Genomic DNA, 13,420 nt, shown 5'->3' on the forward strand with positions numbered 1-13,420 from the left:
GCGGCCGGCGGGGGGGGGGGGGCGTTGGGCTGTGGGGGCGGGGGGGCGCGCCCCCGCCCCCCCCGCCCCCCCCCCAACCGCCGGGTCGGCGGGCCGCTCAGCCCTTGTCGGCCGGCTGCACCACGCACACCGCGTTGCCCAGCATGCCGCCGAAGCCGCCGAGCAGCGCGCCGGTGACGCTCTTGCAGGCGGCCGCCTCCTGCGGGGTCTTGGGGCCGTTGTTGCTGCTGCTGTTGATGCTGGTGTTGTTGCCGCTGGTGCTGGTGGCGCTGCCGGCGGCGGCCGCCGACTGGGCGAGGGCGAGCGGCACGGCCAGCAGCAGGGCGCAACAGGCCGTGGCCAGTGCGGAGTTCTTCGCGAGCATGGGGGAGCCCCTTCGGATCGAGACGGGTTCGGCGGAAAGCCGAGCCATCCCTATCCGAAGGGGCTCCCGCGGTCACGGATCCTGGGCCATCCGTGAGTGTGTCCGGGTCAGCGACCGGCCGTCACGCGGTGATCCGCTCCACCGCCCGGATGGCGGCGACCAGTTCGAGCACCCCGTGCTCCTTCAGCACCCCGTAGTGGTCCCCGGCCAGCTCCACCACGGTGGGCGGGACGGCCGAGTAGCCGCTGCTGCCCTCGATGAAGGAGTAGTCGTCGCCCGCGGCCTTGAAGACGGTCACCGGCGCCGCCAGCCGCCGCTCGGCCAGCTCGCGGAAGCTGTACTCGAACTCGTACGTCCCGCCGACGATCCGGGTGATCCGGCGGATCACCTCCTCGCCCAGCTCGGGCAGCATCCGGTGCACTCCGGCGACGAACGACTCCTCGTCGACCGTCTCGGCCAGGCAGCGCTCCAGCTCGGGCCCGCTGATCGCACCGGCGAACACCGAGAACAGGATGGTCAGGTACGCGGGGTTGGCGTACGAGGACTCCCGGCCGTACTCCCGCCCGTCGGCCTGACGGACCTTCGGGTTGCCCGGGCAGATCAGCAGCAGCTGCTCCACCCGCTGGCCGGCCTGCTCCAGCTGCCAGGCCGCCTCGAAGGCGACCCGGGCGCCGAAGGAGTAGCCCCACAGCGTGTACGGGCCCTCTGGCTGCACCCGCCGCAGTTCGGCGACGTCGGCGGCGGCCGTCTCCCGGATGGTGGCGTACGGCGTCTCGCCCTCGTTGATGCCGTGCGCCTGGACGCCGTAGAAGGCGCGGCCGTCGCTCGCCTCCCGGCCGAGCGGCCGCAGGTTCATCGGGTAGCCGCCCAGCCCGGGCCAGCAGAACACCGGCCGGCCCTGCTCCCCCGGCTGCAGCGGCACCAGCCGCGAGGCCGCCGCGCCGTCCGCGCCCGGGGCCGCGGCCGCACCGGAGACCGAGGCCGATATCCGGGCCGCCAGGTCCGCCAGCTTGGGGCACTCGAAGACCACCTGCAGCGGCAGCGAGGTGCCGAACTCCCGGTTGATCCGGTTGACCAGCGCGACGGCGGTCAGCGAGTTGCCGCCGGCCGCGAAGAACTCGTCGGTCACCGAGACCTCCTCGTACTTCAGCGCCTGCCCCCAGGCCTCGGCCAGCCACCGCTCGTGCGCGCTGCCCGGGGCGACGAACTCGCCGCGCACCGCGTCCGCGCGGACGGCCTCGGAGCCGGCCAGCGCCTTGAGGTCGACCTTGCCGTTCGCGGTGAGCGGCAGGGCGTCGACGATCAGCACCCGGTTGGGCAGCATGTAGTCGGGCAGCAGGGTGGCGAGCTCGTCCTTGATGATCTCGGCCGGGCCCTTCATGTGCACGGTGTCCTCGTGCATGCCCTCGCTGCCGATCTGCTCCTCGCTCACCTTCCCGCCGAGGAAGAAGTACGAGGGCCCGGCGGCGATCCCGGCCGCGGCGAGGATCTCGTCGATCCGGCGCGCGGAGGGCAGCGGGTGGCCGGACTTGGAGCTGTAGCCGGAGGACATGAAGCCCAGGCCCAGGCCGTTGCGCTGGAGGTGGTGCAGCTTGGTGCCGAGCGCGATGTACTCCAGCCAGTCCTCGGCGGCCCGGCTGACCGCCGTGATGCCGAACGCGGCCCGGGCGTAGACGGCCTGGTTGATCGCGATCACCTGCCGCGGCTCCACCACCTCGTCCGCGACCCTGGTCAGCCCGCCGTCGGCGTAGCGGTAGAGGCCGGCCGGCAGGCCGTCCACCCGGTCGGCGTGGGCCTGGACGTACAGCTCGGTGTGCTCCTCGGGGGCGGCGCCGCGGTTGCGGTCGACGGTGAAGCTGCCCAGGTAGTGGTCCTCCTCGGCGACGTCCAGCCGCCGCCGGACGGCCGGGTCGAAGCCGTACGGGCGCACCTCCAGCCCGTACTCGGGCAGCACCTCCTCCAGCACGCCCAGCATGTGGCCGGTCTCGAACTCCAGCACCTCGCGGATGTTGTTCTTGTACACCGGCTCGATCGCCCCGGTCTTCCCGGAGAAGTGCAGCGTCAGGTACGGCTCCGGGCGGGCGTCGGCGTCGCCGATCCGGATCAGGGCGTGCTCGACCGGGTGGTAGTAGTACAGCCCGGCGGCCAGCCCGTCCAGGCCGCCGGTCTCCAGGTAGAGCTGGGTCGCGTACAGCGCGCCGGGCGAGGCGTAGGCGTACTTGGGCAGCAGCCGCTCCTCGCTGTGGAACTGGCCGAACCACCGCAGCACGCGGCCGAGTTCGGGGAAGCTCAGCAGGCCGAGCTCGCGGCCGAAGGGGCCGGCCGGGCGGGGGGCGAGCAGCGCGGTGAGGTCGTCCCGGGTGACCGGGCCGCCGTCGTAGAAGCGGTAGGTCTTGCGGGCGAAGACGGCCCGCCGCTGGCTCTCGCTCTCGCGCCGCCCGGGCAGTTCGACCTTCTCCCGCCCGGCCAGCCGGGCGAGGTCCCGCACCCCGGGGTCGGACAGCTGGGCCCTGACCTGGAGCCGGCTGGCCTTGGACTGGTGGTGGCCGCCGTGGTTGCCCTGGTCCATCAGGGCGGCCTCGCGCGGGTTCAGCTCGACGCAGGCGACCAGGTTCGGGTGGCCGGTGCGCTCGTCGCCGGTGACCACGGCGGCCGAGCGGCGGACCCAGGTGTGCTCCTCGATCGCCCGGGCGATCTCGTCCAGCTCGACCCGGTAGCCGCGCAGCTTGACCTGGTTGTCGACCCGGCCGGCGAACTGGAGGGTGCCGTCGGGGTTCCAGTGCACCAGGTCGCCGGTGCGGTACAGCTTCTCGGCCGGGGCGAACGGGGAGGGCACGAACCGCTCGGCGGTCAGCTCCGGCCGGTGCAGGTAGCCGCGGGCCAGCTGGACGCCGCCGATGTACAGCTCGCCCACCGCCCCGGGGGCGACCGGGGCCAGCCGCTCGTCCAGCACGTAGCACTGGGTGTTGTCGACCGGCCGGCCGATCGGCACCGAGCCGGCGCCGTCGCCGAGCGCGGCCGGGTCGACCGGGTGCGCGGTGGCGTTGATGGTGCACTCGGTCGGGCCGTACAGGTTGACCAGCGCGGCCCCGGGCAGGGCGGCGGTCAGTTCGCGGGCCAGTCGCAGCGAGAGCGCCTCGCCGCCGGAGAACAGGCCGGTCAGGCCGGTGCAGTCGGTGAAGCCCTCGGTCTCCAGCAGGGCCTGGAGCAGGGTCGGCACGCACTGCAGGGCGGTCACGCCGTACCGGCGCACGGCGGCGACCAGCGCCTCCGGGTCCCGGTAGAGGCCGGGCGTGCCGGCCACCACCCGGGCGCCGACGGCCGGGGCGAGGATCTCCCACTGGGCGGCGTCGAAGCTCATCGGGGTCTTCTGCAGCACGGTGACCTCGGGGTCGAGGTGCCCGGCGGTGTGCAGCCAGCGCAGCTGGGAGACCACCGCGCGGTGCTCGATCTGCACGCCCTTGGGGCGGCCGGTGCTGCCGGAGGTGTAGATCACGTAGGCCAGCGACTCCGGCCGCGCCCCCTCCTCGGACCGCCCGTGGGCCGCCGGCACCTCCTCGACGGTGAGGATCGCGGTGCCGGCCGGGACCAGCGCGGCCAGCCGCCCGCGCAGGTGCCGCTGGGTGAGGACGATCCGGGTGCCGCTGTCCTCGATCATGTAGCGGAGCCGGTCCTCGGGGTACTCGGGCGACAGCGGCAGGTAGCCGGCCCCGGCGTACAGGACGCCCCAGGCCCCGGCGACCAGCTCCACCGAGGGCTCGACGTACAGGCCCACGCAGTCGTCCGCCCCGGCACCCAGCGCGCGCAGCTCCGCGGCCAGGCCGCGGGCCCGCTCGGACAGCTCCAGGAAGGTGAGGCGGCCGCCCTCGCCGACCACGGCCGGGGACTCCGGCCGGGTGCGGGCCTGCTGGTCCAGCAGCCCGGTGAGGGAGGTGCCGACGGGCGCCCGGCGGGCGTGCGGGAGGCGGCTGACGGGGGTGCCGCCGGGGGCGGTGGCGGAGACGGTGGCGGCGGTGGAGAGGTCGGTGTTGCGCATGGGAGAGCCTTCGGTGCGTGGACGTACGGGCCCCGGCGGACCTGCTCACCAGGAGCGCCGGGCATGGACTCCACCGTCGGCCGCCCGCCGTCCCGGCCGCATGAGGCACCGGTCTGGACCTGTGACGGGTTCGTCCCGGTGGGACGCCCGCGCACCCCCGGGCATTCGTGCGTTCACGATCACGTAACCGGCCGGAAGCGAGCCGTCGGTAGCGTCGAGCCCATGACGGCATCCCGCACCCGCCTCGAACGGCTCTGGCACCGGCCCTTCCGCAGGTCGAAGCACCGGTGCGCACCGCCCGACGGGCAGGCCGCCCGGCTGCCCGCGCCCACCGGCGGCCCGCACCGCCAGCCCCGTTCGCACCCGCTGCCGGCCGCCCGGTCCCAGGAGGTGTCCCGGCTGTCCCTGCCGGACGGGACCGAGCTCTTGCTGCGCCCGGCCGACCCCGCCGACAAGGCGGCGGTCCTGGCGCTGCACGGCCGCTGCTCCCCCGCCTCGCTGCGGCTGCGCTACCACGGCCCGGTCCGCGACGCCGACCGCTACCTGGACCACCTGCTGGACCCCCGGCACGGCCGCAGCCTGGTGGCGGTCGCCCCCGACGGGCGGGTCGTCGCCCTCGGGCACCTGATGTGGGACGAGGACGAGGCGGAGCTGGCCGTGCTGGTCGAGGACGCCTGGCAGCGGCAGGGGCTGGGCCTGGCCCTGCTCCGGCGGCTGACCGCGGCGGCCCGGGCGGCCGGGATCGGCACGGTGTACGCGGTGACCCAGGCCGCCAACACCGGGCTGATCGCCGCGATGCGCCGGCTGGCGGCGCCGCTGGACTTCCACTGCGAGGACGGCACCCTGGTGATCACCGCCACCCTGGCCGCCGGAGCCGCGCCCGCCGCCGCCTCAGCGCCCGCTCCGGGCCGCTGATCGTTTCTTCATCACATCTCTTCACCACATCCTTACCGGGTGCCCGAGGAGCCCGGGGCCGCGGCGGAGCATCCCGCCGGGGACCAGCGGTCCCTCCGTACACCGCCCTCCTTGACGGGCCGTCAGCAGCCCCCGCCACGTCGTCGCAGCAGGCGGCATGGGGTCCGGATCGTCCGGCCGGGCTACGGAGTCGGTAGGCTGGCCCCGTCCCCGCCGCCCGACGGCCCGTTATCCGGCCAGCGGGTGGTGCCGCAGCAAGGAGGAACCACTGAGCATGGCAGGCACCGAATCGGAGCCCACAGGCGCACGCGACGCCTCGCTGCCGGCCCGCGCCAAGATCGCGGTCACGGCCGGCAAGGTCGCCGCCGCCGTGTCCCGTAAGGCCGGTCGCGGAAGCGGCTCGGTGATCGGCGGCAAGGTCGCCCTCAGGCTCGACCCCGACCTGCTCGCCACCCTGGCCGACCACCTCGACGTCGTCCTGGTCAGCGCCACCAACGGCAAGACCACCACCACCCGCCTGATCGCCGAGGCGCTGCGTGCCGCCGGCCCGGTGGTCTCCAACGCCCTGGGCGCCAACATGCCGGCCGGCATCACCTCCGCCCTGGCCGGCGGCACGGACGCCCGCTTCGGCGTGATCGAGGTCGACGAGAAGTACCTGGCGACGGTCGCCCGCGACACCCACCCCAAGGCGATCGCCCTGCTCAACCTCTCCCGCGACCAGCTCGACCGCGCCGCCGAGACCCGCATGATGGCGGAGAAGTGGCGCGAGGGCCTCCAGGACACCGAGGCCGTGGTCATCGCCAACGCCGACGACCCGCTGGTGACCTGGGCCGCCTCCTCCTGCAAGAAGGTGGTCTGGGTGGCCGCCGGACAGGCCTGGAAGGAGGACGCCTGGTCCTGCCCCGCGTGCGGCGGTGTGATGCAGCGCCCCGGCGACGACTGGTTCTGCCAGGACTGCGGCTTCCGGCGCCCCAACCCGCACTGGGCGCTCCAGGGCACCCACGTGATCGACCCCCAGCGCGGCGCCTGGCCGATCCAGCTCCAGCTGCCCGGCCGCGCCAACCTGGCCAACGCCACCAGTTCGGCCGCCGTCGCCGCCGTGTTCGGCGTCTCCCCGCAGGTCGCCCTGGAGCGGATGCGCTCGGTGTCCGCCGTGGCCGGCCGCTACGACGTGGTGCAGTACCAGGGCCGGGACATCCGGCTGCTGCTCGCCAAGAACCCGGCCGGCTGGCTGGAGACCTTCTCGCTGATCGACGGCCCGCCGGCCCCGGTGATCCTCTCGGTCAACGCCCTCGACGCCGACGGCACCGACACCTCCTGGCTGTGGGACGTCGACTACGAGCGCCTCGCCGGGCACCCGATCTTCGTGATGGGCCAGCGCAAGCTGGACCTGGCCGTCCGCCTGGAGGTCGCCGGGCTGCAGTTCCACGTGGTGGACACCCTGGAGCAGGCCGTCCGGATGGCCCCGCCCGGCCGGATCGAGGCCATCGCCAACTACACCGCCTTCCAGCAGCTGCGGAAGGTCGTGGCCGGCTGATGCCGCGCCCGCACACCAGTCTTTTCGTGACGGAAGGCCTTCGAGGATGAGTGAGAGCAGCCTGCGCGTGGTCTGGGTCTACCCGGACCTGCTCAGCACCTACGGCGACCGCGGCAACGCCCTGGTCGTGGAGCGCCGGGCCCGCCAGCGCCATCTCAACGTGACCCGGATCGACGTCCGCTCCGACCAGGCGATCCCCACCAGCGGGGACATCTACCTGATCGGCGGCGGCGAGGACCGCCCCCAGCGCCTGGCCGCCGAGCGGCTGCGCGCCGACAGCGGCCTGGTGCGGGCCTCCGAGAACGGCGCGATCATCTTCGGCGTCTGCGCCGGCTTCCAGATCATGGGCCACGAGTTCATCAACGACCTCGGCGAGCGCGAGCCCGGCCTGGGCCTGCTCGACGTCTGGACCACCCGCGGCGAGGGCGCCCGCTGCGTCGGCGACGTGCTCGCCGACGTGGACCCGCGGCTCGGCCTGCCGCAGCTGACCGGCTTCGAGAACCACCAGGGCGTCACCCACCTCGGCCAGGGCGTCCAGCCGTTCGCGAACGTCACGGTCGGCCGCGGCAACGGCACCGGCGACGGCACCGAGGGCGCCTGGCGGGACACCGTCTTCGGCACCTACCTGCACGGCCCGGTGCTGGCCCGCAACCCCGCCGTGGCGGACCTGCTGATCAGGCTGGCGCTGGACGTCAACGCCCTGCCGCCGGCCGACACCACCTGGTACGACGCGCTGCGCGCCGAGCGCATCGCCGCCACGACGCGCCCCGCGTAGTACTCACCGGTACGCCCCGCCCGGGTGCCCGCGATGCGGTCACCCGGCCCGCGGGCGGCCCCGGACGTACGACAATGGGGCTGCCGGCTGCACACCCTCCTCGGCAGCAGGCTGCAATTCCGCGCGGGGGCGCCGACGGCGCCGCTCCCGCGTCGGCTCCTGCCCGGCCGGACCAGGGGCCGTATGCTCGACTTCGCGGCCGATTTCGGACGTTCTGTCCGGATCGGCCGGTCCATCACCCCGCGGCCACCTCCCCGCCACCCCGGTGGGAGGAACGCCGCGTCACGGGTGACGGCTCGTCGTCCCAGCCTGTAGTCCGGCCGTTCCTCGGTTCTGCTCGGGAGTTGCAAAGCTAATGCGTATCGGAGTGCTGACCAGCGGCGGTGACTGCCCCGGACTGAACGCGGTGATCCGTTCCGTGGTCCACCGGGGGGTGGTCGACCACGGAGACGAGATCATCGGGTTCGAGGACGGTTGGCGCGGTTTCCTCGAGGGGCACCACCGCCCCCTGACCCTGGACTCGGTGAGCGGCATCCTGGCCCAGGGCGGCACCATCCTCGGGTCCTCCCGGGTGCAGCCGAGCCACCTGCGGGACGGCGTCGAGCGGGCCAAGAAGTACTGCGCCGACCTCGGCCTGGACGCCGTCATCCCGATCGGCGGCGAGGGCACCCTCAAGGCCGCCAAGCTGATGAGCGACGCGGGCCTGCCGATCGTCGGCGTGCCCAAGACCATCGACAACGACATCGCCGCCACCGACGTGACCTTCGGCTTCGACACCGCCGTCTCGGTCGCCACCGAGGCCCTGGACCGGCTGAAGACCACCGCCGAGTCCCACCAGCGGGTCATGGTCGTCGAGGTCATGGGCCGGCACACCGGCTGGATCGCGCTGAACGCCGGCATGGCGGCCGGCGCGCACGCCATCGTCGTGCCGGAGCGCCCGTTCCACATCGAGAAGCTCACCGCCGTCGTCCGCGAGCGCTTCGACCGGCAGAAGAAGTTCGCCATCGTGGTCTGCGCCGAGGGTGCCAAGCCCGAGCCCGGCACCATGCACTGGGAGGAGGGCACCAAGGACATCTACGGCCACGAGCGCTTCACCGGCATCGCCACCCAGCTCTCCCGCGAGCTGGAGCACCGGCTCGGCAAGGAGGCCCGCCCGGTGATCCTCGGCCACACCCAGCGCGGCGGCACCCCCACCGCCTACGACCGGGTGCTCGCCACCCGCTTCGGCTGGCACGCCGTCGAGGCCGTCCACAAGGGCGCCTTCGGGCACATCACCGCGCTGCAGGGCACCAACATCAACCTGGTGCCGCTGGCCGAGGCCGTCGCCGAGCTGAAGACCGTCCCGCAGGAGCGCTACCAGGAGGCCGAGACGGTCCTCTGACCGCCGCCCCTCCCCCGGCCCACCGGCCGACACCCGGCCCCCGGACCGCACCACGCGGTCCGGGGGCCGTCGTGCTAACGGGCCTCAGTGCAGCTGGAGTTGACGATGCGTCAACTTGGCGACCCGGCTCAGGGGAAGAGCAGGACCCGGTAGGTGCCGTCGCTCCGGGTGACGGTGGACTGGATCCGCCAGCCGGCCGGGACGGGGTAGCCGATGATGCGGCCGCCCGGCATCAGGATCTCCACGTAGGCGATGACCGTCGTGCCGTGCGGGGCGCCGCCGAGGTAGCTCACCACCGCAGTCTGGCCGTCGAGCAGGCCGCCGACGAGCACCCAGCCGGCCGGCAGTCCCTGGTTGGCGAGCACCGCGACCCTGGCCCCGAAGGGGGCTCCGCCGAGGTACTCGATGAGCTTGTCCTGGTTCGCATAGTTCCGGCTGATCACTGCCCAACCAGCCGGGACGGGGGCGTACAGCGCGATCCGCGTCTGCGCCCCGAAGGGCGGGTTGGCGGCGGGCTTGGAGTGCGGGGCGGCGGCGGCCGCCGGAGCGGGGTGCGCGACCGGGGCGGCGGCGGCAGTGCCCGCGCACCCGAGGAGGACGGCGAGGGCGGCGGCGCAGACGGCCAGGGTTCTTCGACGCATGACGGGTTCCTCTTCCGTGGTGCCGGACAGGGGTGGCAGGTGCCGGGCTTCACGCTCCGCCCCGCCGACACCGGGCGTCAACGCCGTCCGGCACTTTGCCGGGGGCGCAGTGGCGCACCAGCGGCGGTCGGCGGTCGTGAACTCCGCGCCCGCACCGGAGAGGTGGCTCTGCTACCGTCTCGCACATGGTCAAGATCGTGCCGTTCACCGGCGGTGAGAAGGAAAGCCTGCACGCGGCCCTGGACCGGCACCGCGACGCGGTGGTGTGGAAGCTCCAGGGCCTGGACGACGAGCAGCTGCGCCGGCCGCTGACGCCCTCGGGGACGAACCTGCTGGGCCTGGTCAAGCACCTCGGCGGCGCCGAACTCGGCTGGTTCCGGGAGACCTTCGGCCGGGAGACCGGGCCGCTGCCCTTCGACATCGACGCCGACGACAGCTCCGACCTGCGGATCGAGCCGCACGAGTCGACGGCGGACGTGCTGGCCTTCTACGCCCGCGCCCGGGCCGCCGCCGACGAGGTGATCGAGGAGCTCGACCTGGAGTCCACCGGCACCTCCTGGACGGGCCGGACGGTCTCGCTGCGCTGGGTGCTCATCCACATGACCACCGAGACCGCCCGGCACGCCGGGCACCTGGACATCCTGCGCGAACTCACCGACGGCGCCACCGGCGACCACGACCGCAGCTGACCCCGGGGGCGACCCGGGGGCCGCACCGGCCGGACGGACCGACGGCTACTCCGCCGGTGCGAGCTCGGCGGCCAGCCGGCGCAGCTCGCCGCCGAACTCCGGGTTGGCGAGCGCGGCCGCGAACTGGGCGCGCAGGTAGGCGGCGGGGTTGCCGGTGTCGTACCAGGTGCCGGCGATGACCTGCCCGTAGACGGCGCGGCGGGCCGCGTAGGCGTTGATGGCGTCGGTCAGGTAGACCTCGTCCTCGGGCTTCTCGTGCCAGCGGCGGGTGAGTTCGCGCAGCTCGTCGACGATGCCGGGGGTGATGACGTACCCGCCGATGGCGGCGTACCCGGAGGGGGCGTCGGCCGGCTTGGGCTTCTCGACCAGGCCGGTGATCCGCAGCGACCCGCCGCCGAGGTCCTCCTTCACCACCGGCACGCCGTAGCGGTAGGAGTCCTCGGGCGCCATCGGCATCAGCGCGAGCACCGGCGCGTTGGTCTGCTCGAACGCCCGGATCAGCTGCTGCGCGCGGGGCACCTCGGCGACGAACACGTCGTCCGGCCACAGCACCAGGCACGGCTCGTCCCCGAAGTGCCGGGCGGCGTTGAGCACCGGGGTGCCGTTGCCGTACGGGCCGTGCTGGTACAGGTAGCTGATGTGCCCCTTGCGGGACAGCTCCCCGACCTCCTCGACCGCGTCCGCGAACGCCGCCTTGCCGTCCCGGCGCAGCTGCTCGACCAGCACCGGATTGGGGCGGAAGTGCTCCTGGATCAGGCCCTTGTCGCCGTTGACGACGATGGTGATGTCGGTGATGCCGCTCTCGATCAGCTCGCGCACGGTGTGCTCGATCACCGGCTTGTCACCGACCGGCAGCATCTCCTTCGGGGTGGCCTTGGTCAGCGGCAGCAGGCGGGAGCCGAGCCCGGCGGCGGGGATGACGGCTCGACGGATGGTCCTGGGGGCCATGTGATGCTCTCTCATGTCGATGGTGCTGCGCCGCAGTTGAGCGGCACCGTGACCGACGCTACCAAGGATCACCCCATGATCATCCCCGGCCGCGGGGGACGGCGGACCACCACCGCCCTCCCCCGCACCGGCTGTTCACTCAGGCCGTGTAGCCGCCGTCCACCGCGAGGGCGGTGCCGGTGACGTAGCGGCCGCCGGGGCCGGCCAGGAACGCGACGGCGGCGGCGATGTCCTCGGCCTCGCCGAAGCGGTCCAGCGCGGTGAGCGAGCGCTGGAAGCCCGCGGAGTCGCCGTCGGCCGGGTTCATGTCGGTGTCGATCGGGCCCGGGTCGACGACGGTGACGGTGATCCCGCGCGGGCCGAGCTCCCGGGCCAGGCCCTTGGTCAGGCCGGTGAGCGCGGTCTTGGCCGTCGCCTGGAGGACGAAGTTCGCGCCCGGGACCCGCCCGTTGAAGCAGGAGCCGATGCTGATGATCCGCCCGCCGTCGCCCATGTGCCGGGCCGCCGCCTGGGCGGCCAGGAACACCGACCGGACGTCGACGGCGAGCACCCGGTCGATCTCCTCGACCGTCACCTCGGCGAGCGGTCCGTAGGTGAGGAAGCCCGCGTTGTTCACCAGGACGTCGATCCCGCCCAGCTGCCGGACCGTCTCCTCCACCGCCCGGGCGGCGGCGTCCGCCTCGACCAGGTCGGCGCGGATCGCCACCGCCCGGCCGCCCGCCGCCTCGATCTCCTTGACGACCGCCTGGGCCTGGTCCTCCGCCCGGACGTACGTCACCGCCACCGCCGCCCCCTCGGCCGCCAGCCGCTTGGCCACCGCCGCACCGATACCGCGGCTGCCGCCGGTCACCAGGGCCACCTTGCCGGTCAGGTCACTGCTCATCGTTCTTCCCCCTGTCAACGGACGCGGCGTTCGCCGCGCCTCGAAGGTAGGACCTGACACCGGCGTCAGATTCAACTGGTTTCCCGGGCGGGCCCCCGCCCGCCGCGGGCCCGCCGATTGCCGGGCTAGAGCCCCAACACCGTCCGGTACCAGGGCGCCGCCCCGGCGAGGCGGGTCAGCGGGCCCGGGCCGGCCGGGCAGGCGGCGAGGCGCCAGATCCCGTCGCTGCGGTACCAGTGGTCGCGGGCGACCATGGCGAACTGCCGCTCGGAGACCCGCCCGGGCGTGGCGGCGAGCCGGCGGCGGCACTCCTGCCAGGGCAGCGCCGGTCCGTCCTGGGCGGGCAGCAGGCCGAGCCCGGCGAGGGCGTCGAGCAGGTCGCCGCCGCGGACCGGCTCCGGGTGGGCCGCGTGGTGGACGCCCGCCACCGGGGCCGGGGCGTCCAGGGCCAGCCCGGCGATCAGCCGGGCCAGGTCGGCCCGGTCCACCAGGGAGAGCCGGGCCTCGCCGCCCGCCCAGCGGCCGGGGACCCTGCGGGCCAGCTCGGCCAGAGCGGGCACCACCCAGCGGTCACCGGTCCCGACGACCAGCGCGGGCCGCAGCACCGCGGCGCCGGCCGCCAGGGCGTGGCCCTCGCCGAGCAGCCGGGTGCGGCTGGCCTCGGACACCGGCGCGGCGGGCACCTCGTCGACGTCGATGCCCGCGTGCGGGCCCTCGCCGTACACGGCGGTGGTCGACAGGTGGACGATCCGCCGGATCCCGGCCCGGGTGGCCGCCGCCAGCACGGCCGCCGTGCCGCGGTCGTTCACGGCCGCGCACTCCTCGGCGCCGCCGGCGACCCGGGAGGCGAGGTGGAGCAGCACCCCGGCGCCCGAGCAGAGCCCGTCCAGCGCGGCCCGGTCGGCGAGGTCGCCGGGCACCCAGTCGGTGTGCCCGTCCGCGACGGGCTCCCCGCGCACCAGGGCCCGCACCGGGACACCGCGGGCCGCGAGGGCCTCCCGCACGGCCGAGCCGATGAACCCGGTGGCCCCGGTGAGCGCGACCGCCGTCCGCGCCCCGGGCCGCTGTGCCGCCGCCATGACTGGCTCCTCCCTGCCGACCGGCCGGTCAGTCTAGGGCACCGGTCGGCCCGGTCCGCGGACCGGGCCGGCCGGTGCCCCGCCGACCGGCCGTCCACCCGTACGGTGGGGGCGGCGGCACGCCCGGGGTAAGGCCCACCTAGGCTGTATGCCAAGCAAAACGGGCGAACCG

General features: G+C 74.3%; 11 protein-coding genes. 5 read left to right on the top strand and 6 right to left on the bottom strand.

Annotation, left to right across the window (positions count from 1 at the left end; translation table 11 throughout):
• Positions 1-97 precede the first annotated feature (97 nt).
• Both ACFVXG_RS31765 and ACFVXG_RS31770 read right to left on the bottom strand, forming a co-directional pair.
• On the bottom strand, positions 98-364 hold the full coding sequence (locus ACFVXG_RS31765; RefSeq protein ID WP_387932406.1) for a hypothetical protein: 267 nt from the start codon (positions 362-364) through the stop codon (positions 98-100).
• A 121-nt stretch (positions 365-485) separates the two neighbouring features.
• Positions 486-4,400: an amino acid adenylation domain-containing protein gene (locus ACFVXG_RS31770; RefSeq protein ID WP_387932407.1), complete on the bottom strand. Its 3,915-nt coding sequence runs from the start codon at positions 4,398-4,400 to the stop codon at positions 486-488.
• Positions 4,401-4,622: 222 nt separating this feature from the next.
• Between ACFVXG_RS31770 and ACFVXG_RS31775 the strand changes: the two genes are divergently transcribed.
• The 4 genes from ACFVXG_RS31775 to ACFVXG_RS31790 all read left to right on the top strand — a co-directional run bounded on the left by ACFVXG_RS31775 (position 4,623) and on the right by ACFVXG_RS31790 (position 9,008).
• The gene (locus tag ACFVXG_RS31775; RefSeq protein WP_387932408.1) at positions 4,623-5,315 is read left to right on the top strand and encodes a GNAT family N-acetyltransferase; all 693 of its coding nucleotides are present in this window, start codon (positions 4,623-4,625) and stop codon (positions 5,313-5,315) included.
• Between the two features lie 274 nt (positions 5,316-5,589).
• Complete coding sequence (locus ACFVXG_RS31780) at positions 5,590-6,852, top strand: MurT ligase domain-containing protein (protein WP_387932410.1); 1,263 nt, start codon at positions 5,590-5,592, stop codon at positions 6,850-6,852.
• Between the two features lie 46 nt (positions 6,853-6,898).
• Complete coding sequence (locus ACFVXG_RS31785; RefSeq protein WP_387932411.1) at positions 6,899-7,627, top strand: type 1 glutamine amidotransferase; 729 nt, start codon at positions 6,899-6,901, stop codon at positions 7,625-7,627.
• A 355-nt stretch (positions 7,628-7,982) separates the two neighbouring features.
• Positions 7,983-9,008: a 6-phosphofructokinase gene (locus ACFVXG_RS31790; RefSeq protein ID WP_387932413.1), complete on the top strand. Its 1,026-nt coding sequence runs from the start codon at positions 7,983-7,985 to the stop codon at positions 9,006-9,008.
• 128 nt (positions 9,009-9,136) lie between these two features.
• Here ACFVXG_RS31790 and ACFVXG_RS31795 read toward each other — a convergent pair whose 3' ends face one another.
• The gene (locus ACFVXG_RS31795; protein ID WP_387932415.1) at positions 9,137-9,649 is read right to left on the bottom strand and encodes a hypothetical protein; all 513 of its coding nucleotides are present in this window, start codon (positions 9,647-9,649) and stop codon (positions 9,137-9,139) included.
• A gap of 185 nt (positions 9,650-9,834) precedes the next feature.
• On the opposite strand from ACFVXG_RS31795, the gene ACFVXG_RS31800 reads away from it, so the two are divergent.
• Positions 9,835-10,338: a DinB family protein gene (locus tag ACFVXG_RS31800; RefSeq protein ID WP_387932417.1), complete on the top strand. Its 504-nt coding sequence runs from the start codon at positions 9,835-9,837 to the stop codon at positions 10,336-10,338.
• A 45-nt stretch (positions 10,339-10,383) separates the two neighbouring features.
• Here the strand turns inward: ACFVXG_RS31800 and ACFVXG_RS31805 are convergent, their stop codons facing one another.
• The 3 genes from ACFVXG_RS31805 to ACFVXG_RS31815 form a co-directional block, all read right to left on the bottom strand.
• Complete coding sequence (locus ACFVXG_RS31805; RefSeq protein WP_387932579.1) at positions 10,384-11,286, bottom strand: UTP--glucose-1-phosphate uridylyltransferase; 903 nt, start codon at positions 11,284-11,286, stop codon at positions 10,384-10,386.
• A 139-nt stretch (positions 11,287-11,425) separates the two neighbouring features.
• Positions 11,426-12,169 carry a 3-oxoacyl-ACP reductase family protein gene (locus tag ACFVXG_RS31810; RefSeq protein WP_387932419.1) on the bottom strand — a complete coding sequence of 248 codons (744 nt, stop codon included), beginning with the start codon at positions 12,167-12,169 and terminating at the stop codon, positions 11,426-11,428.
• Positions 12,170-12,294: 125 nt separating this feature from the next.
• Positions 12,295-13,248, bottom strand: a complete 954-nt coding sequence (locus ACFVXG_RS31815) for an NAD-dependent epimerase/dehydratase family protein (RefSeq protein WP_387932421.1) — start codon at positions 13,246-13,248, stop codon at positions 12,295-12,297.
• Positions 13,249-13,420: the final 172 nt, after the last annotated feature.

It is taken from the genome of Kitasatospora sp. NPDC058162 (assembly GCF_042884005.1).
GTDB lineage: Bacteria > Actinomycetota > Actinomycetes > Streptomycetales > Streptomycetaceae > Kitasatospora.

Coding starts and splice junctions, on each gene's coding strand:
- ACFVXG_RS31805 (WP_387932579.1), bottom strand. CDS start 11,286: ATGGCCCCCAGGACCATCCGTCGAGCCGTCATCCCCGCCGCCGGGCTC.
- ACFVXG_RS31765 (WP_387932406.1), bottom strand. CDS start 364: ATGCTCGCGAAGAACTCCGCACTGGCCACGGCCTGTTGCGCCCTGCTG.
- ACFVXG_RS31795 (WP_387932415.1), bottom strand. CDS start 9,649: ATGCGTCGAAGAACCCTGGCCGTCTGCGCCGCCGCCCTCGCCGTCCTC.
- ACFVXG_RS31775 (WP_387932408.1), top strand. CDS start 4,623: ATGACGGCATCCCGCACCCGCCTCGAACGGCTCTGGCACCGGCCCTTC.
- ACFVXG_RS31815 (WP_387932421.1), bottom strand. CDS start 13,248: ATGGCGGCGGCACAGCGGCCCGGGGCGCGGACGGCGGTCGCGCTCACC.
- ACFVXG_RS31800 (WP_387932417.1), top strand. CDS start 9,835: ATGGTCAAGATCGTGCCGTTCACCGGCGGTGAGAAGGAAAGCCTGCAC.
- ACFVXG_RS31770 (WP_387932407.1), bottom strand. CDS start 4,400: ATGCGCAACACCGACCTCTCCACCGCCGCCACCGTCTCCGCCACCGCC.
- ACFVXG_RS31780 (WP_387932410.1), top strand. CDS start 5,590: ATGGCAGGCACCGAATCGGAGCCCACAGGCGCACGCGACGCCTCGCTG.
- ACFVXG_RS31790 (WP_387932413.1), top strand. CDS start 7,983: ATGCGTATCGGAGTGCTGACCAGCGGCGGTGACTGCCCCGGACTGAAC.
- ACFVXG_RS31785 (WP_387932411.1), top strand. CDS start 6,899: ATGAGTGAGAGCAGCCTGCGCGTGGTCTGGGTCTACCCGGACCTGCTC.
- ACFVXG_RS31810 (WP_387932419.1), bottom strand. CDS start 12,169: ATGAGCAGTGACCTGACCGGCAAGGTGGCCCTGGTGACCGGCGGCAGC.